This window comes from Megasphaera stantonii, assembly GCF_025567065.1.
Classification (GTDB): Bacteria; Bacillota; Negativicutes; order Veillonellales; family Megasphaeraceae; genus Megasphaera; species Megasphaera stantonii.
The window spans coordinates 16,117-34,282 of sequence record NZ_JAOQKD010000008.1 but is presented as its reverse complement, the minus strand read 5'-3'; the positions used below and the strand labels follow the sequence as shown (position 1 = coordinate 34,282).

Genomic DNA, 18,166 nt, shown 5'->3' with positions numbered 1-18,166 from the left:
ATCAGACATTCTCTATCTTCTCCTTCATCACTTCAATTTCTTCCAAAGCCCGCTGCGCCAGCATAGCGTTCTTTTCCTTCTTTTTCATGCGCTTCTTGATGCCCAGCGGCTCCATAATGCCGAAGTTGATATTCATGGGCTGGAAATTATCGTTCGGGCCGCTGGAGATATACTGGCTCAGGCCGCCGATAGCCGTGCGGCGCGAAAAGGTCAGGCAGTCCTTCCCTTCCAGCATGCGGGCGGCGTTGATGCCGGCCAGCAGGCCCATGGCAGCCGATTCCAGATACCCTTCGACGCCTGTCAGCTGACCGGCGAAAAAGATATTCCCATTGCGGCGGTACTGCAGCGTCGGTTCCAGAAGCTCCGGTGAATTGATATACGAGTTGCGGTGCATGACGCCGTAGCGGACGAATTCCGCCTGTTCCAATCCGGGAATCATGGAAAAGACCCGCTTCTGCTCGCCGAATTTGAGGTGCGTCTGGAAGCCGACGATGTTGTACAGCGTCGCGCTGCCGTTGTCCTGCCGCAGCTGGACGACGGCGTAAGGCATTTCGCCCGTGTCGGGCAGCTCCAGGCCGACGGGCTTCATGGGGCCGTAGCGCATCGTGTCGACGCCGCGGGAGGCCATGATTTCAATGGGCATGCAGCCTTCGAAGACGTTGTCGTTCTTTTCGAAATCGTGCAGCTCGGCGCATTCGGCCGTCGTCAGGGCCTGCCAGAAGGCTTCGTATTCTTCCTTCGTAAAGGGGCAGTTCAGATAATCGGCCCCGCCCTTGCCGTACCGCGCCGCCCGATAGACCTTGCTCATATCCAGCGAGTCGACGGTGACGATAGGAGCCGCAGCATCGTGAAAATGGAAGTAATCGGCGCCAGTCATAGCCCGTATCGTTTCGGCCATGGCGTCGCTGGTCAGCGGCCCCGTGGCGACGATACAGATCTGATCGTCCGGCAACTCCGTAATTTCTTCATTTCGTACCGTAATGAGAGGATGGTTCCGCAGCCGGTCCGTCACAAACTGGCTGAACGGCACGCGGTCTACGGCCAGGGCGCCGCCGGCAGGCACGCGGTGCGTATCGGCCGATTCCATAATAATGGAGCCGAGACGGCGCATTTCTTCTTTCAGCAGCCCGACGGCGTTTTCTATGTTGGCAGCGCGCAGCGAATTGCTGCACACCAATTCTGCAAATAATTCCGTATGATGAGCCGGCGACGATTTGACGGGCCGCATCTCTGCGAGCTCGACGGGAATGCCCCGCTTCACCAGCTGCCATGCCGCTTCGGAGCCGGCAAGTCCTGCCCCGATGACAAGTACGCTATTCTTCATTGATTGCTTCACCCTTCTTATGATTTTCACATTCTGCGTTGCTGCAGAAGATTTTATCCGGTCCTTTTTTATAATGCTTGACGACCATGATGCTGCCGCAGACGGGACATTTTTTATCGATAGGCTGGTTCCACAAGACGAAATCGCAGTTAGGATATTCGCTGCAGCCGTAGAACACGCGGCCCCGCTTCGATTTGCGCTTAATCAGGCTCCCCTGGCCGCATTTGGGACAGGTAATGCCCAAATCCTCGACGATAGCCTTCGTGTTGCGGCATTCGGGGAAGTTGGAACAGGCCAGGAACTTGCCGAAGCGTCCGAATTTATATACCATCGGCGCGCCACAGAGCTCGCAGACCTGACCGGAATCCTGACCGGCTACGGCTACCTTTTCCATCTGCTGCTCCGCCACATCCATTTCCGGCTTAAACACGTCGTAAAATTCCTGCAGGACGTGCGTATACGTGTCCTTCCCCTGTTCGATATCGTCCAGCTCTTCTTCCATATGGGCCGTAAAGCCGACATTGATGATGCGCTCGAAATACTTTTTCAGCAAGTCGACGATAATGACGCCCAATTCCGTCGGGATAAACTGCTTATCCTTCTTTTCCACATAGTTGCGGTTTTGAATCGTATCCATAATCGGCGCGTACGTACTCGGCCGGCCGATGCCCTTTTCTTCCAGCGTCTTGATGAGGCTGGCTTCGGTATAGCGGGCCGGCGGCTGCGTGAAGTGCTGCGCCGGTTCTACAGTCTGATTATGAACGACGGAACCTTCTTCGATGTGAGGCAGCTCCGATAACGTCTTATCCTTTTTCGCGTCTTCGTACAGCTCCGTAAAGCCTTTAAACAATACTTTATACCCGGCAGCCCGCAGCTCGTATATGCCGCTGGCGATGCTGATAGCCATGTGCTCCGTTTCCACGGCTTCCATCTGGCTGGCCAGGAAACGATTCCAAATGAGCGTGTACAACCGCAGCTGGTCCCGCGTCAGGAACGGCGAGACGACGTGCGGCGTCAGCTCCAGCGACGTCGGGCGGATTGCTTCATGGGCGTCCTGACTGGACTGCTTCGTCTTGTATACGCGGGCCTTTTCCGGCACGTATTCCTTCCCGTACGTCGACATGATGAAATCGCGGGCCGCCTGGACCATGTCGTCGTTGATGCGCGTCGAGTCCGTACGCATGTACGTAATCAGGCCTACGTGGCCCTGTTCGCCAATATCCAGGCCTTCGTACAGCTGCTGGGCCAGCATCATCGTCTTCTTAGCGCCGAAGTTCAGCTTGCTGACGCATTCCTGCTGCATCGTCGACGTCGTGAAAGGCGGCTGGGGCTGACGCTTGCGCTTTCTCTTCTCTACCTTGACGATTCGGTCCGGGTCATGACCTTCTTCGCCGCGCTGTTCCCACTGCAAATCGGCGGCAATCTTCTGAGCCATGTCTCCATCGCTGATCTTGGCCTTTTCACCGTCGATTTTCACCAGCTCCGTCGTAAGGACCAGGCCCTGTTCGGTCTTGTACGTCCCGCCGACAGTCCAGTATTCTTCCGGCACAAAGGCCTTGATTTCTTCTTCGCGCTCACAGATAAGCCGCACGGCTACGGACTGCACGCGGCCGGCGCTCAGCCCCTTACAGACCTTTTTCCACAGCAGGGGGCTCAACTTGTACCCTACGATGCGGTCCAGGACGCGGCGGGCCTGCTGGGCGTCGACCTTCTTCAAATCGATGGGCTTAGGGTCTTCCATGCCGGCCAGTACGGCCTTTTTCGTAATTTCGTGGAACATGACGCGGCAGGCGTCCTTCGGGTCGATTTCCAGCAAATGAGCTAAGTGCCAGGAAATCGCTTCGCCTTCGCGGTCCGGGTCAGTCGCCAGATATACTTTTTTAGAACGGATGAACTCGTCCTGCAGCTCTTCAATGAGCTTGCGCTTATCCCACATGTTCGTATACGACGGCGTAAACCCGTCTTCGATATTGACGCCGAACTGATTGCGCGGTAAATCGCGGAGATGGCCGCGGCTGGCCATTACCTTATACGAGCTGCCTAAAAAGCGTTCAATCGTCTTGGCCTTGGCCGGCGATTCCACGATAACCAGATTTTTGGCGTTTTTCGGCAAGGGGTCCATTTTTTTCAGCGGCTTCTTTTCCGGCAGATTTACAGTCCCATTAATAACCATCTTTTCGCCGTCGTCTTTCTTCTTGCGGCCCCGCTTCTTTTTCTTCGTATCGTCAATAATAATCGTTCGTTTAATCGGAAATTCCAGCATATATCTCCATCCTAACTTCCCTGCCGGCATTTAAGCCGGATTTTCTGTACAAGCTAACACTTAGCAACAAATCTATTTTAAAATAATACACTATTCCGACGGGCCTTTCAAGGTTTGACCTTAGGATATACCTATTCTGCAGGACAATACGTATTCCCATAAAGGGCTGGCAGCGACAAAATTTAAAGGGCGGATCCCTTGCGGACTTTTTAAAATTACCGTATACTAAAAGCATACAAAATTCGTATACAAAAGGAGACGATACGTATGAACCACTATGATGTCATCGTCATTGGCACCGGCGCTGCCAATATTATTACCGACGCGGCCCAGCGGCAGGGCCTGCGCATCGCCGTCATCGAACGGGACCGCTTCGGCGGCACCTGTCTGAACCGCGGCTGCATCCCCACGAAAATCATGGTCACGGCGGCCAACGTCGTCCGGGAAATGGAGGAAGCGCGCCGCATCGGCGTCTATGCCGACAACGTGCGCATGGACTGGGACGTCATCACCCGCCGCCTGTGGCATAAAATCAACGAAAACAGCGCGATCAAGGACTATTACGCCGCCTTCCCGAACGTCGACGTCTACGAAGGCACGGCGTCCTTTACGGGCAAAAAGAGCCTGCATATCGCCATGAACGACGGTACGGCCCAGGACATCAGCGGCGACAAGATTTTCATCGGCGTCGGCGCCCGTACCAATATCCCCGACCTGCCCGGCCTGGAAGAAACGGGCTACCTGACATCGGAAACGCTGTTCGGCAGCAAATATCCGAAACGGCCCTACGACAGCCTGCTCATCATCGGCGGCGGCCCTATCGGCTGCGAATTCGCCCATGTGTTCAACGCCGCCGGCACTAAGATTACCATCGTCCAGCGCAACGTTCGCCTGCTGCCGAAGGAAGACGAAGATATTTCCGCCTTTATTTTGAAGCAGCTCACCAACCACGGTATTTCCGTCCGCCTCAATCAGACGACCCTTTCCGCCTCGGTCAAGGACGGCAAAAAGTGCCTGACCGTACAGGATAAAACGACGGGAGAGACGACGGAATTGTACGCCGACGAAATCCTCGTTGCGCCGGGCATCCGCCCCATGACGGATTTGCTTCATTTGGAACATACAGCCGTCCGTACTGACAGCCGCGGCTTCATCATGACCAATGAATTCCTCGAAACCAGCGCCGAAGGCATCTGGGCCATCGGCGACGTAAACGGCCAGGCGTCGTTCCGCCACAAGGCCAATCACGAGGCGGAAATCTTATCGCACAATCTCTTCTCCGACGTACTGCCCGAACAGTGGCGCTGGGTTCATTACGACATCGTCCCTGCCGTCACCTTTACCTATCCCGAAGCAGCCCACGTCGGCCTCAGCGAAGCCGACGCCCGCAAGAAAGGCTATGACATCGAAATCGCTGTAAATCATTATTCCGCTTCGGCCAAAGGATACGCCATGGGCCTGGAACCGGGCGATGATGACGACGGATTCGTCAAGCTGGTGATCGACAAGAAAACGAAGTATATCCTGGGAGCTCATATTATCGGCCATGAAGCGTCTATCCTGATTCAGCCCTTCGTCAATCAGCTGACCTGCGGCTTCCATACCATCGCGCCGATTCATGAGGACATTGCCTCGCCGACGGCCCAAGCGCTGCGTGCCCTGCCGTTGACCAGGAATCTGGCCCCGAATCCCGTCTACACCCTCAGCGAAACGATGACGCCTCATCCGGCCTTGTCAGAAGTCACCATGTGGACGCGGTACTATTACGAAAAGAAATGACGATACCTGTATTGGTTCTTATTACAGCATATAGAAAAAGCAGAGGCATGGCGCTTCTGCTTTTTCTATATATACAATATTTATGCTTTTACGCCTGCTAACTTCGCCGGATCCATAGCGGCGTCGAACTGCTCGCCTGTAACCCAGCCGCTGGCAACGGCCGATTCGCGCAGCGTCAGCCCTTCCTTAGCCGCCGTCTTGGCGATCGTGCAAGCCTTGTCATAGCCGACGAGGGGTACGAGGCCCGTAACGAGGATCAGAGACTGATGCAGGTTGTAGTCGATTTTTTTGAGATTCGGCTGAATGCCGACGACGCAATGCTTGCAGAACGAATCCATGACGTCGCTCAGAATGCGGATAGACTGCACCATGTTGTAGGCGATTACCGGCATGAACACGTTGAGCTCAAAGTTGCCCTGGCTGGCAGCAATGCCGACGGTCGCGTCGTTGCCCATGACCTGTACAGCTACCATGGTCATAGCTTCGCACTGCGTCGGGTTTACCTTCGACGGCATGATGGAGCTGCCCGGTTCATTTTCCGGAATGGTGATTTCGCCGATGCCGCAGCGGGGGCCAGATGCCAGCCAGCGCACATCGTTGGCGATTTTCATCAAATCGCAGGCCAGTGCCTTCAGCATGCCGTGGACGACGACGAGCTCGTCCTTACTGGTCAGGGCATGGAATTTATTCGGCGCCGTATGGAACGTTTCACCCGTCAGCTTGCTGAGTGTTTCGGCAAACCTTACGTCGTATCCTTCCGGGCAGTTGATGCCCGTGCCGACAGCCGTGCCGCCCATGGCCAGATCGCGAAGGAAATCAATGCCCCGTTCCAGCATTTCCTTATTGCGTTCGATCATGCGGGCCCAGCCGCTGAACTCCTGTCCCAAGGTAAGGGGCGTAGCGTCCTGCAGGTGGGTGCGGCCAATCTTAACGATGCCGGCGTACTCTTCCGCCTTGGCGTGGAGCGCATGGTACAGCGTGTCCATGGCCGGGAACAGCTGACGCTTGATGAGCAGGAGCGACGCTACGTGGAGCGACGTAGGGAATATATCGTTGGAGCTCTGCGAATGGTTGACGTGGTCGTTCGGATGAACGTTGACGTCTTTTCCCTGTTCCTGCAGCAGCTGCATGGCCCGGTGCGCGATGACTTCGTTCATGTTCATGTTGAACTGCGTGCCGCTGCCGGTCATCCATACGGCCAAGGGGAAATTGCCGTCCAATTTGCCGGCTAGGACGTCGTCGCAGGCAGAGGCAATGGCGTCGGCCCTGTCGCCGTCTACGGCACCCAGCTCTTTATTGACTAAGGCGGCCGTTTTCTTTAAATAGGCAAATACCGTCACCAATTCAGCCGGAATCTTTTCCGTGCCGATTTGGAAATTTTCAAAGCTCCGCTGCGTCTGGGCCCCCCACAATTTATCGGCAGGCACCTTCACTTCTCCCATCGAGTCTCTCTCTATGCGATATTCCATGTTCGTATCCTCCTGTCTATCCCGTAAAAACGGGCATGATACATATCATATGTTTTTATGAAAAAGGCTCCCCGCAGGGAGCCTTGCTTCGTCTTACGCTCTGTCTCAACAGACTGCAGACGTTTCTTACTGTAAATGCTTCAAGCCCTTCGCGCCGATGTCGCTGCGGACCTGCTGGCCGTCGAAGTGGATAGCCGCGACGTGACGGTACGCTTCGTCAATAGATTCCTTCAGCGTCGGGGCTACAGCCGTCACGCCGAGGACGCGGCCGCCGTTCGTCACGTACTGGCCGTCCTTCTTAGCCGTGCCGGAATGGAATACCATAGCCGTATCGTCGAGGGCGTCCAAGCCGGAAATGACGTCGCCTTTATGGGAAGACGCCGGATAGCCAGCCGAGGCCATGATAACGCAGCACGCCGAAGCGTCTTTCCAGGCTACCATATCCTTCGTCAGCGTCCCCTGCGTGCAGGCGTACATGATTTCCGCCAAATCGCCGTCAAGGAGAGGCAGTACAGCCTGCGTTTCAGGATCGCCGAAACGGCAGTTGAATTCGACGACCTTCGGGCCGTCGGCCGTAATCATGAGGCCGGCGTATAAGCAGCCCTGATATACGATGCCTTCCTGAGCCAATCCGTCTACGACGGGGCGGAGGATTTTTTCTTCTACTTCCTTCACCAGTTCAGGCGTCATGACCGGAGCCGGAGCGTATGCGCCCATGCCGCCCGTGTTCGGGCCTTCGTCGTTGTCGAAGATGCGCTTGTGGTCCTGAGCCGAAATCATGGGAACGATAGTCTTGCCGTCGACAAAAGCCAGCAGGCTCGCTTCTTCGCCGACCATGCATTCTTCGACGACGATGCGGCCGCCTGACGCGCCGAAGATGTGGTCTTCCATCATGGCGTTAACCGCTTCTACGGCTTCTTCTTCCGTCTGGGCGACGACGACGCCCTTGCCGGCAGCTAAGCCGTCGGCCTTGACAACGATGGGAGCGCCCTGTTCATGAATATATTTCTTTGCCGCTTCCCCATCGGTAAAGGTTGCGTACGCCGCCGTCGGAACATGGTATTTTTTCATGATGTCCTTAGCAAAGGCCTTAGAGCCTTCCATCTGCGCGGCAGCCTTGTTCGGGCCGAATACGGCCAGCCCCTTAGCCTGACAAATATCTGCCAAGCCTTCCGTCAGGGGAACTTCCGGACCGACGACGAGCATGTCGATTCCTTCGCCGCAGCAGTATACGGCGATTTTTTCCAAATCCGATACGGGGATATCGATGCATTCGGCAATTTCCGCCATAGCGGCGCTACCGGGGATAGCGTATAATTTTTCAACGGTTTTGCTCTGCGCCAGCTTCCAGGCCAGGGCGTGTTCGCGGCCGCCGCTGCCGATCACTGCTACTTTCATTATTTCGCAGCTCCTTTCGCAACCTGGCCGGCCAGGTATTCGGCAATGGCCGTGTCGTATACGGCCGTATGATGGAACGCTTCCTGCGCCAGTTCCAAACGGTATTCGTCGCTGAATTCGCCGTCTTTGCGGAGGATGTCGATGATTTCGCCGTATTTAGCCGGATTCGTAACGATAGCTACGTACTTATTGTTCTTAGCCGACGCCCGGACCATGCAGGGGCCGCCGATATCGATGTTTTCAATGGCTTCGGCCAGCGTGACGTCCGGTTTGGCAATAGTCTGCTGGAAGGGGTACAAGTTGACGACAACCAGATCGATCGGCGTAATGTCGTGGTCTTTCATGGCCTGGACATGTTCCGGATTGTCGCGGACGGCCAAGATAGCGCCGTGGATTTTCGGATTCAGCGTCTTGACGCGGCCGTCCATCATTTCCGGGAAGCCCGTAACGTCCTGTACGGCCATGACCGGTACGCCGGCTTCTTTCAGAGCCCGCATCGTGCCGCCTGTAGAAATGATTTCAACGCCCATATCGGCCAGAGCCTTGCCTAATTCGACGACGCCCGTTTTATCGGATACGCTGATGAGCGCGCGTTTAACCTTCATGATAATTCCTCCTTATGCTTGCGTGCCTTTGACGACGCCGCCTTCAATGCGGAGCTTGTCGTCGCAGAACAGAGAAACGGCTTTGATAAATGTAGGATGTTCCTTCGTCAAGATACGGGCCGCCAGCGTATCTTCCGTGTCGTCGTCCATAACGGGGACAGACGACTGCAGAATAATCGGGCCGGCGTCCATATCGGGAACAACGAAGTGAACGGTGCAGCCGGCAATTTTTACGCCCGCTTCCAAAGCCTGGCGCTGGGCGTGCAGGCCGCGGAAGGACGGCAGCAATGCCGGATGGATATTGATGATTTTATGTTCGTAGCGGGAAATGAAATCGCCGCTGAGAAGCCGCATAAACCCGGCCAGGCAGATGACGTCGGCCTGATACGGCGCAATCTGGTCGAGGATAAACTGTTCAAACTCCGCCTTGGAGCCAAACTGCTTGCGGTCTGCCAGGATAACCGGCACACCCCATTCCCTGGCCCGGTCCATGACGGGCGCGCCGGGAATATCACAGACCAGCGCCTTGACTTCGGCATTAATGGCGCCGGCTTCCACGGCTTCATGCAGGGCAACGGCGTTGGAGCCGCGGCCCGAAGCAAAGATAACCATGCGCTTCTTAGTCATTGAATGCGCCTCCCTGCAGCGTGACCGGCACGTCCGAATCGACGACCTTGCCGATGACATAGGCCTTTTCGTCCTGTTCAGCCAGGTTGGCCATGACGGCGTCGGCGTCCTTCGCGTCGACGATCATGATCATGCCGATGCCCATGTTGAAGGTACGGTACATTTCGCGCTTGTCTACGCCGCCCCATTTCTGGAGAAGGCCGAAAATCGGCAGCTGCGGCCAGGACGTCACGTCGATTTCCACGCCTACGCCCTTCGGCAGCACGCGGGGAATATTTTCATAGAAGCCGCCGCCTGTAATGTGCACCATGCCCTTGACGTCGAAATTACGGATAATGGGCAGACACGGTCTCGGATAGAGGCGTGTCGGCGTGAGCAGGCATTCGCCGATGGTCATGCCCAATTCGTCGACGTACTGGTCGAGCTTCATGTTCATCCGTTCAAAGACGATTTTGCGGACCAGCGAAAAGCCGTTGGAATGAACGCCTGTCGACGGAAGGCCGATGAGAACGTCGCCGGCTTTGATCGTTTCACCCGTAATGACTTTTTCGCGGTCGACGATGCCGACGCCGAAGCCGGCTAAATCGTAATCGTCCTTCGCGTAGAAGCCGGCCATTTCAGCCGTTTCGCCGCCGAGGAGGGCGCAGCCCGATTCCTTGCAGGCATTGGCGACGCCTTTTACGATCGTCGCTACCTGTACGGGGTCCAGCTTGCCTACGGCGATGTAATCCAGGAAGAATAACGGTTCCGCCCCTTGGACGAGAATATCGTTAATGGACATGGCCACGCAGTCCTGGCCGACCGTATCATGCTTGTCCATCATGATGGCCAGGCGCAGCTTCGTGCCTACGCCGTCAGTACCGCTTACCAAAATCGGATTTTTTATCTCGCTGTTCATGAGCGAAAAGAGGCCGCCGAAGCCGCCGAGGTCGCCGAGGACTTCCGGGCGGTACGTCGCTTTGACTGAATCCTTCATGAGTTCTACTGCTTTGTTGCCGGCATCGATATCTACGCCGGCGTCTGCATAGGTTAATCCTTTATTTGTGTTCGAGAGCATATTTTTCTCCTTCCTCATTCGCCGTGGGAATGGCCGTCGGGTAGTCGTTGTTGAAGCAGGCCAGGCACATGTCTTCCCGCGGAATATTCGAAATGGCACGGCTCAGGCCTTCAATGGAAATGAAATGCAGCTTGTCTACGCCGATGTATTTCTGTATCTGTTCTACGTTGAGAGTCGACGCGATGAGTTCCTTGCGGACCGACGTGTCGATGCCGTAGAAACAGGGATACTTAATCGGCGGCGCCGATACGCACATATAGACTTCCTTCGCTCCGGCCTCGCGCAGGAGCTTGCAGATAATGCCGCTCGTCGTGCCGCGGACGATGGAGTCGTCGACCATAACGATGCGCTTGCCCTTTACGACGGATTTGACGACGTTCAGCTTCATACGCACGGCCAGTTCGCGCTGCTTCTGATTCGGTTTGATGAAGGTACGGCCCATGTAGCGGTTTTTGATAAGGCCGTGGCGGAACGGAATCCCCGAAGCCTGGGAATAGCCGATAGCCGCCGTGTTGCCGCTGTCCGGTACGGAAATGACCAAATCGGCATCATACTGCGTTTCATTCCACATTTCCTTGCCCATGTTCAGGCGGGCCTGGTATACGTCCTGTCCGTCAATAGTGCTGTCCGGACGGGCAAAATAAATATATTCAAAGGAACAGATTTGTTTGCGGTCTACTGTTGCAAAGATTCTCGATTTTACGCCTTGTTCCGTAATTTCTACGAATTCGCCGGGTTGTACGTCGCGGACAAAGGTCGCGCCGATAGCGTCGAGAGCGCACGTTTCCGACGCCAATACCCAGCCGCCGCCGTCGGTCCGGCCGATGCACAGCGGACGGAAGCCGTAAGGATCGCGGGCGCCGTACAATTTATCCTTGGTCATCAGCACGAGGGAATAGGCTCCGCCGAGACGGTTCATGCTTTCCATGATGCGTTCTTCCATCGTTTCCTTCTGGCTGCGGCTGATCAGGTTGACGATGATTTCGCTGTCCATGGTCGTCTGGAAGATGGCGCCGTTTTTATCCAGTTCTTCCCTCAGGGCGCGCGTATTGGTCAGGTTGCCGTTGTGAGCCAGCGCCAGCTGTCCCATAGGCGTATACACGGCCAACGGCTGGATATTGCGGGGATTATTGGAGCCCGTCGTCGAATAGCGGACGTGGCCGATGCCGATGGGGCCGCCTTCTTCGTCGGGAACACCTTTTTCAAATACCGAGCTGATAAGGCCCATGCCGCGGTAGGTGTGAATATCTACGCCGTCGGTCAAGGCCATGCCGCCGCTTTCCTGTCCGCGGTGCTGCAGGGCGAACAGCCCCCAGTAAATGTAGCGGGGAATATCCAGAGTTTTGTCAAAAATACCTAATACGCCGCATTCTTCATGCTGCTTATCCCAAATCGGATCGTAAAACATGAAAACCTCCTGTTTGCTAAATGCTGAAATTTTGGATTACAACGCCTGTACGGCTTCTTGAATCTTTTTGTTCTTTTCCATGACCTGGTTCGCCATGTCTTCGCGGTAGGCTTTGTATTTCGCAGCCAGCGCCGGGTCGCTGACCGCGCCGATCTGCAGAGCCAGCAGGGCCGCGTTTTTCGCGCCGTTTACAGCCATCGTCGCAACGGGCATGCCCGAAGGCATCTGCACGATAGCCAGCAGGGCGTCCATGCCCTTCAGGCTGCCGCTTTCCAAAGGAACGCCGATAACCGGCAGCGTCGTAAAGCTGGCGACGACGCCGGGCAGATGAGCCGCCATGCCGGCGCCGGCGATGATGACGCTGATGCCCCGTTCTTCCGCGCCAGAGGCGAAGTCCCGCACGGCAGCCGGCGTCCGGTGCGCCGAAGCCAATAATACTTCGTACTCTACGCCAAATTCTTTCAACACTTCAACCGCTTTTTTCATGATCGGAAAATCTGAATCGCTTCCCATAATAATGCCGACCTTCAAAAAAAATCCCTCCTTAGAATAAGTAAAACCCAAAAGTGAGGCAATCACCTTTGGGTTTATTCACTTAGACGCACTGCTGCATTGCCCGTTTACAAACCGCTTCACTATCAGTCCATAACGCAATGTCCATAGCGCATCTCCTTATTGAATCATAACTTATCAAAATACACCTAGATTTTACCAAAAACGCCTATACGTGTCAATCGTTTATCTTGCCGATAATCTCGCTAATATGGGAAATTCCCATCATTTCACAATAAGCGTCCATGCCTTCGGCAATTTCTTCTACGGCGCGGGGATTGACGAAGTTATATGCCCCTACGGCAACGGCGCTGGCGCCGGCCAGCATAAACTCGACGGCGTCCTGCCACGACGCGATGCCGCCTAAGCCCAGAACGGGAATCTTCACGGCGTTGGCAACCTGCCATACCATGCGCAGGGCCACGGGCTTCACGGCGGGGCCGGACAAACCGCCCGTAATATTTCCTAACAACGGCTTCTGCGCATAGATGTCGATAGCCATACCTGTCAGCGTATTAATGAGCGATACGGCGTCGGCTCCGGCGTCTTCCACGGCTTTGGCCATGACGGTAATATCCGTAACGTTCGGCGACAGCTTCATGATGACCGGCTTGCTCGTGTGATCCTTGACGCTGCGGGCTACCGACGCGGCGGCCTTCGGGTCGGTGCCGAAGACGATGCCTCCCTCTTTGACGTTCGGACAGGAAATGTTGACTTCCAGGGCCGCGACGCCGTCTACGTCGAGCTTTGCAGCCAATTCGCCGTATTCTTCCGCCGTACCGGCCGAGATATTGACGATGAGCGGCGTACTGTGACGGCTTACTTCCGGCAGGATATCCCGCTTAAAAGCGTCTACGCCGGGATTTTCCAGGCCGATGCAGTTCAGCATGCCTGCCGGCGTTTCGGCGACGCGCACGCCCGGATTGCCCGGCCGCGGCAAAGGCGTAATGCCCTTGGATATAATAGCGCCGATGTTGTCAATGTCGAGGAAGTCGGCGTATTCCAGGCCGAAGCCGAAGGTTCCCGACGCCCCCATGACCGGCGTTTTCATGGAAATGCCGGCAAAGTTCACAGCTATGCGTTCCTTGTTCATCAGAAGACCTCCTTCGCCGGGAATACAGGACCGTCGGCGCAGACCTTATAGCGTTTGCCGCTTATCTTGCTTTCAAAGGTACAGCCGAGACATACGCCGATGCCGCAGGCCATCCGTTTTTCCATGGAAACCTCGCAGGCAACGCCGGCCGCGTCGGACGCTTCGGCAATGGTCTGCATCATGACCGTCGGGCCGCACACCGACACGCGGTCGATTGGATTTTCAGCAAAAATCGTCGGCAAGGCATGGACGGCAAAGCCCTTGATGCCCAGCGAGCCGTCGTCGGTCGTCACGTAAATCTTTTCCGCATAGGGCTCAAAAAACTTCGTCCAGAACGTTTCTGCCGCAGTCTTACCGGCTACGAGCACGACGGGCTTATCCAGCTTCTTGGCCAGGAAAATAAGCGGAGCCAGGCCGACGCCGCCGCCGACGAGGAGCGCTTTGCCCGGCGTCGTCGTGAACACGCCTTCACCCAGAGGGCCTTCAGCGCTGATGACTTCGCCTGCTTTCATAGCCGCCATCTCCTGCGTCCCCGTGCCTACGAGGCGGTAAATGATCGTAACGGCTCCCGTCTCCGTATCGGCGTCGACGATGCCGAAGGGACGGCGCAGGAACGTCTTCCCTCCCTGCTTCTGCATATTGACGAACTGGCCGGGCTTTGCTTCGGCAGCAATCTTCGGCGCATGAAATACCATTTTCCAAACGTCGGGAATAATCGCTTCATTTTGCAAAATTTCCGCGTTTTCCAAAAACTTTTTCACTTGTCCCCATCCTTCCACTATCATAGTTATTAGTATTGTATCATAGAACGGCATCCAGATAAATACACGAAACGCCGCCTCTTCCGCCTCCTGCGGCAATATATACGAAAACCCGGCCGCAGGGACGCAGCCGGGCTCATTGCAGTTTTCTATCCTTTTTGAATGGTAAACCAGAAGGTCACGCCGTCCTCTTCGTTGCGCACGCCGTACTGCTGTCCGTGAAGCTTGACCAGGGCGGCGACGATGCCCAGTCCCAGGCCGTGACCGCCGAAGGTCCGCCGAATGCTGCGGCTTCGCGCCGTGTCGACCTTGTAAAAGGGCTCCCAAATGCGGGGCTGATACTCTTCGGGAATTTGAATCCCCTGGTTATATATGCTTACGACGTAGTTCGTTTCCTGCTCTTTACAGCCGACGGCAATCCTGCCTCCGTCCGGCGTATAATCGATGGCGTTGCTCAGAAAATTGCTCAGAACGATGTCGATTTGCTCCGGATCGCCGTACACCGTCATTTCGTCGGGCACGCTCCATTCCATGCAGATGCCCTTCTTGTGAATGGCGTTGGCGAAGCGTTCCTTCGCCTCGTCCGTCAGGGCGGCGAAATCAAAGGCTGTCTTCTCTAATTTGAAAGACCCCGTTTCCAGCCGCGACAGGTTCAGAAGGCTCTTGACGAGGTTGTCCATCTTGACCGTCTCGCTTTGGATGACATGACAGTACTTCTGCCGCGTCGCCTCGTCAATGTGCAGGCTGTCCAATCCTTCGGCGTAGCCCTGAATAATCGCCAGAGGCGTCTTCAATTCGTGAGACACGGCGAAGATAAAGGACTGGCGCATGTGTTCGACTTCTTTGGCCTTGTCGAGCTGCTTCTGCAGCTCTTCGTTCGACTGCTTCAGCGCCGTCAGGGCTTCGTTCAGCTGATCCGACAGGATATTGAGACTCGTGCCCAGCTCGCCGATTTCATCAGTCCGCTTCCCCTGCCATTTCTTGGTAAAATCCAGATGTGTCATAGCCGCCGACAAGCTCTTGAGCTCCAATAGGGGCCGGGTCATCTTGTTCGTCAGAAGAACGGTGCCGACGGCGGCGATGATGAGCCAGATAATGCCGCAGGTGACGATGAACTTCTGGACGAGGTAGATGCTTTCCTGCATAGGCGCCAGCGGGCAGATCATCAGCAGGTACGCACCGTCGTCCATACGGGTCACGAGGTCGAAATAACGGAAATTATTATCGCGCTCATAAAAACGAACCTTACCGATCGTCGCCGCGTCGGGCTCCCGGCCGTGCAGTAAATCCGTCAGCTCCCGTATATGCTGCGGCATCTGGGTGTTGGCGTCGTGCTTTTGCGCTTCTGTTTCCTTGCCGACGACGACTACGACGTCGTTTTCATCCATCTTCGGCGGGCTGACCCAGACGCGGCGGCTCGGCCGCGACGAATATACAAGCTGACTGTCGTCGACGATGAGCACGTCTACGCCGGTATTTTGACTGACCATATCGATGGCTTCTTCTCCATTCCGGCCTTGCTCGGCGTAAATGCGGCCGATTTCGCGGCTTGCCTCCATCATGGCGTCTTTTTTGCTTTCGTAAAAATAATGGTTAAACCCGAAACCAATCGCTCCGATAAGGGTCAGGATAAAAAATAGGGTAAAGCTGAGAACGTACATGCCCGACTGTACCCGCAGGGACAGGCGCGTCATTTGGCATCATAGCGGTATCCGTAGCCGCGGACGGTTTGAATGTATTTGCCCTTATCGCCCAGCTTGATGCGCAGGCGGTTGATGTGCGTGTCGACGGTGCGCAAATCGCCGTAATAATCGTAATTCCACACCTTGTTGAGAATCTGACGGCGGCTCAGCGCCTTGCCGGCGTTGCTGACCAGATAAGTCAGCAGCTTGTATTCCGTCGGGCTCAAATCGATGTTCTTGCCGTCGAGGACAACCTGGCGCGCTTCCTGGTCGATCGACACGCCGTCCTCAATCTTCTGCACTTCCTGCTCCTTCTGAACGCGGCGCAGGAGGGCCTTAATCTTTGCCACCAGGATTTTCGGGCTGAAGGGCTTAGTAATATATTCGTCGACGCCCAAATCGTAGGCGAAGAGCTGGTCGATTTCCTCGCCCTTGGCCGTGAGCATCATGATGGGCACGGCCGATTCGCGGCGGATTTCGCGGCATACAGTCCAGCCGTCGTAGCCCGGCATCATGACGTCGAGAAGGACCAAGTCGGGATGCTCCTTCTGATACAGCTCCAGCGCTTCCTTGCCGTCGGCCGCTTCGATGAGCTCGTAGCCTTCGGGCTGAAGAAAATCTACGACGAGCTGGCGCATGAGTTGCTCGTCGTCGGCAATCAATATTTTTTCCACTACGCTCTCCCCCTTTTTATACGTATACCTTGACCTGCCCGGCGTCGGGCAAATCGTCTATCCACTGGTCAATGGTCTTTCCTTCCAGCACCAAATCCGGCGCAATATCCCGCAGCGGCACGAGTACAAAGGCCCGTTCCAGCATATAAGGATGGGGCAGCTTCAGCGTCTCCGTACAGCTCCTCTCGTCCGGGCTGTACACGAGATCGATGTCGATGACCCGGGCTCCCCATTTTTCATGGCGCACCCGGCCCAGCTCTTTCTCGATGGATAAGCAAATATCCAGCAGATCTTGCCCGCTCATGTCCGTATCGACGGCCGCCGCACCGTTGAGAAAGGGCGGCTGATCCGTTTTCCCCCATGGCGGCGTTTCATACCATGGCGACACCGCCGCAACATCTACGCCCTCCGTCCGGCGCAAGCAGTCGATGGCCTTGCGCAGGCTCTGCTCCCTGTCGCCCAGATTGGCGCCGACACTGATATAAAATCTAGCCATGGCGTCTCCTTTCCACCGTCACCGCCACGTCGTCAAAGGGGCCGCCAATAGGGGCCTGCGGCTTGTGTACGGCGACGCGCACGGCGTCGACGGGAAAGCCGGCCAGCACCTCGTCGGCAATGACCGCCGCCAGCCGCTCGATGAGTCGGTATGTCCGGCCTTCTACGATAGACTGTACGAGCTGATACACCCTGCTGTAATCAATCGTATCGTTCAACTCATCGCTGGCCCCGGCCTTTGACAAATCGGCGTACAACACGGCGTCGACGTGAAAGGGCTGTCCCGTCCGCTGTTCTTCCGGCAGACAGCCGTGATAGCCGTAAAAATGCATTCCCTTTATGGTTATGGTGTCCATGATTCTTCCTCTTTCATCAGTATAGTACCGGCTCCGGCATCGCCCATGAGAAGCTTCCAGGCCTGATCGTATTCCTTCGTGCCGGCCTGAAGGCAGCCGCTGGTCGCCGCCGTGACGATGTCGGCGTCGGCAGCCATGCCCTCGCGCATCGTCAGGCACAGATGAGTCGCCTTGACGACGACGAGCACGCCTTTCGGCTGGAGCCCCCGGCACAGCGATTGGCATAAATCCTCGGTCAGCCGTTCCTGCAGCTGCGGGCGGCGGGCCAGGACGCCGACGGCCCGGGCAAAATGGCCGAAGCCGGCAATGCGCCCGTCTTGGGGATAATACGCGATATGGGCCGTCCCGAAGAACGGCAGGAGATGGTGCTCGCACATGGACTGGAAGCGGATGTTGCGGACGGCCACCAGGCCGTTCGTCTGCGATAGAATCGGAGCGGCCCACTCGTCGTCCGGATTTTCCCACAGACCGGAAAAAAACTGGCCGAAGGCCTCGGCGACGCGGTACGGCGTCTTTTCCATGCCCAAGGCCGTCAAATCCAGTCCCAAGGCTTCCAAAAATCGTTTCATAGCCTGTACGGCTTCAGGATTGACCGGATAGGATGATGTCGTTGTCGTCATAAT

17 protein-coding genes are annotated in these 18,166 nt (G+C 56.0%); 1 reads left to right on the top strand and 16 read right to left on the bottom strand.

The features are described 5' to 3' along the window. Nucleotide 1 precedes the first annotated feature (1 nt). Both trmFO and topA read right to left on the bottom strand, forming a co-directional pair. On the bottom strand, nucleotides 2-1,324 hold the full coding sequence (gene trmFO, locus OCV58_RS06070) for a methylenetetrahydrofolate--tRNA-(uracil(54)-C(5))-methyltransferase (FADH(2)-oxidizing) TrmFO (RefSeq protein ID WP_154877266.1): 1,323 nt from the start codon (nucleotides 1,322-1,324) through the stop codon (nucleotides 2-4). Continuing rightward, nucleotides 1,314-3,587 (bottom strand): type I DNA topoisomerase, encoded by a 2,274-nt coding sequence (topA, locus tag OCV58_RS06065; RefSeq protein ID WP_154877265.1) that lies wholly within the window; start codon nucleotides 3,585-3,587, stop codon nucleotides 1,314-1,316. Before topA ends, trmFO begins: the two co-directional genes overlap by 11 nt. 267 nt (nucleotides 3,588-3,854) lie before the next feature. Between topA and OCV58_RS06060 the strand changes: the two genes are divergently transcribed. Continuing rightward, nucleotides 3,855-5,366, top strand: coding sequence for a dihydrolipoyl dehydrogenase family protein (locus OCV58_RS06060; protein ID WP_154877264.1), 1,512 nt, complete (start codon nucleotides 3,855-3,857; stop codon nucleotides 5,364-5,366). An 80-nt stretch (nucleotides 5,367-5,446) separates the two neighbouring features. Here the strand turns inward: OCV58_RS06060 and fumC are convergent, their stop codons facing one another. From fumC to folE, 14 genes are all read right to left on the bottom strand, one after another. Continuing rightward, nucleotides 5,447-6,835 (bottom strand): class II fumarate hydratase, encoded by a 1,389-nt coding sequence (fumC, locus tag OCV58_RS06055; protein ID WP_154877263.1) that lies wholly within the window; start codon nucleotides 6,833-6,835, stop codon nucleotides 5,447-5,449. A 126-nt stretch (nucleotides 6,836-6,961) separates the two neighbouring features. Next, nucleotides 6,962-8,233, bottom strand: coding sequence for a phosphoribosylamine--glycine ligase (gene purD, locus OCV58_RS06050; protein WP_087477046.1), 1,272 nt, complete (start codon nucleotides 8,231-8,233; stop codon nucleotides 6,962-6,964). Continuing rightward, entirely contained in the window at nucleotides 8,233-8,838 is a 606-nt protein-coding gene (locus tag OCV58_RS06045) for an IMP cyclohydrolase (RefSeq protein ID WP_087477047.1), read from the bottom strand. Before OCV58_RS06045 ends, purD begins: the two co-directional genes overlap by 1 nt. A gap of 12 nt (nucleotides 8,839-8,850) precedes the next feature. Then, a complete protein-coding gene (gene purN / locus OCV58_RS06040; RefSeq protein WP_154877262.1) occupies nucleotides 8,851-9,465 on the bottom strand; it encodes a phosphoribosylglycinamide formyltransferase in 615 nt (204 codons plus the stop codon). Further along, nucleotides 9,458-10,522, bottom strand: a complete 1,065-nt coding sequence (gene purM / locus OCV58_RS06035; protein ID WP_154877261.1) for a phosphoribosylformylglycinamidine cyclo-ligase — start codon at nucleotides 10,520-10,522, stop codon at nucleotides 9,458-9,460. The genes purN and purM overlap by 8 nt, the downstream gene beginning before the upstream one ends. After that, nucleotides 10,503-11,930 carry an amidophosphoribosyltransferase gene (gene purF / locus OCV58_RS06030; RefSeq protein WP_087477050.1) on the bottom strand — a complete coding sequence of 476 codons (1,428 nt, stop codon included), beginning with the start codon at nucleotides 11,928-11,930 and terminating at the stop codon, nucleotides 10,503-10,505. Before purF ends, purM begins: the two co-directional genes overlap by 20 nt. A 36-nt stretch (nucleotides 11,931-11,966) precedes the next feature. Next, nucleotides 11,967-12,461 carry a 5-(carboxyamino)imidazole ribonucleotide mutase gene (gene purE, locus OCV58_RS06025; protein ID WP_267312817.1) on the bottom strand — a complete coding sequence of 165 codons (495 nt, stop codon included), beginning with the start codon at nucleotides 12,459-12,461 and terminating at the stop codon, nucleotides 11,967-11,969. Between the two features lie 199 nt (nucleotides 12,462-12,660). Further along, nucleotides 12,661-13,575, bottom strand: coding sequence for a dihydroorotate dehydrogenase (locus OCV58_RS06020; protein WP_154877260.1), 915 nt, complete (start codon nucleotides 13,573-13,575; stop codon nucleotides 12,661-12,663). Next, on the bottom strand, nucleotides 13,575-14,336 hold the full coding sequence (locus tag OCV58_RS06015; protein ID WP_095630062.1) for a dihydroorotate dehydrogenase electron transfer subunit: 762 nt from the start codon (nucleotides 14,334-14,336) through the stop codon (nucleotides 13,575-13,577). The genes OCV58_RS06020 and OCV58_RS06015 overlap by 1 nt, the downstream gene beginning before the upstream one ends. Before the next feature lie 149 nt (nucleotides 14,337-14,485). Then, on the bottom strand, nucleotides 14,486-16,030 hold the full coding sequence (locus OCV58_RS06010; RefSeq protein ID WP_154877259.1) for a HAMP domain-containing sensor histidine kinase: 1,545 nt from the start codon (nucleotides 16,028-16,030) through the stop codon (nucleotides 14,486-14,488). Continuing rightward, nucleotides 16,027-16,692, bottom strand: a complete 666-nt coding sequence (locus OCV58_RS06005) for a response regulator transcription factor (protein WP_095630060.1) — start codon at nucleotides 16,690-16,692, stop codon at nucleotides 16,027-16,029. Before OCV58_RS06005 ends, OCV58_RS06010 begins: the two co-directional genes overlap by 4 nt. A gap of 16 nt (nucleotides 16,693-16,708) precedes the next feature. Further along, nucleotides 16,709-17,188 (bottom strand): 2-amino-4-hydroxy-6-hydroxymethyldihydropteridine diphosphokinase, encoded by a 480-nt coding sequence (folK, locus tag OCV58_RS06000; protein ID WP_154877258.1) that lies wholly within the window; start codon nucleotides 17,186-17,188, stop codon nucleotides 16,709-16,711. Next, nucleotides 17,181-17,543, bottom strand: coding sequence for a dihydroneopterin aldolase (gene folB / locus OCV58_RS05995; protein WP_095630058.1), 363 nt, complete (start codon nucleotides 17,541-17,543; stop codon nucleotides 17,181-17,183). The genes folK and folB overlap by 8 nt, the downstream gene beginning before the upstream one ends. Continuing rightward, nucleotides 17,531-18,163 carry a GTP cyclohydrolase I gene (folE, locus tag OCV58_RS05990; RefSeq protein WP_154877257.1) on the bottom strand — a complete coding sequence of 211 codons (633 nt, stop codon included), beginning with the start codon at nucleotides 18,161-18,163 and terminating at the stop codon, nucleotides 17,531-17,533. The genes folB and folE overlap by 13 nt, the downstream gene beginning before the upstream one ends. Nucleotides 18,164-18,166 lie beyond the last annotated feature (3 nt).

Bases quoted from the DNA above. Each gene is read 5' to 3' on its own strand.
- topA (WP_154877265.1), bottom strand. From the start codon at position 3,587: ATGCTGGAATTTCCGATTAAACGAACGATTATTATTGACGATACGAAG.
- trmFO (WP_154877266.1), bottom strand. From the start codon at position 1,324: ATGAAGAATAGCGTACTTGTCATCGGGGCAGGACTTGCCGGCTCCGAA.
- purM (WP_154877261.1), bottom strand. From the start codon at position 10,522: ATGCTCTCGAACACAAATAAAGGATTAACCTATGCAGACGCCGGCGTA.
- purD (WP_087477046.1), bottom strand. From the start codon at position 8,233: ATGAAAGTAGCAGTGATCGGCAGCGGCGGCCGCGAACACGCCCTGGCC.
- OCV58_RS06060 (WP_154877264.1), top strand. From the start codon at position 3,855: ATGAACCACTATGATGTCATCGTCATTGGCACCGGCGCTGCCAATATT.
- fumC (WP_154877263.1), bottom strand. From the start codon at position 6,835: ATGGAATATCGCATAGAGAGAGACTCGATGGGAGAAGTGAAGGTGCCT.
- folB (WP_095630058.1), bottom strand. From the start codon at position 17,543: ATGGACACCATAACCATAAAGGGAATGCATTTTTACGGCTATCACGGC.
- purN (WP_154877262.1), bottom strand. From the start codon at position 9,465: ATGACTAAGAAGCGCATGGTTATCTTTGCTTCGGGCCGCGGCTCCAAC.
- folK (WP_154877258.1), bottom strand. From the start codon at position 17,188: ATGGCTAGATTTTATATCAGTGTCGGCGCCAATCTGGGCGACAGGGAG.
- folE (WP_154877257.1), bottom strand. From the start codon at position 18,163: ATGACGACAACGACATCATCCTATCCGGTCAATCCTGAAGCCGTACAG.
- purF (WP_087477050.1), bottom strand. From the start codon at position 11,930: ATGTTTTACGATCCGATTTGGGATAAGCAGCATGAAGAATGCGGCGTA.
- OCV58_RS06010 (WP_154877259.1), bottom strand. From the start codon at position 16,030: ATGACGCGCCTGTCCCTGCGGGTACAGTCGGGCATGTACGTTCTCAGC.
- OCV58_RS06045 (WP_087477047.1), bottom strand. From the start codon at position 8,838: ATGAAGGTTAAACGCGCGCTCATCAGCGTATCCGATAAAACGGGCGTC.
- OCV58_RS06020 (WP_154877260.1), bottom strand. From the start codon at position 13,575: ATGAACAAGGAACGCATAGCTGTGAACTTTGCCGGCATTTCCATGAAA.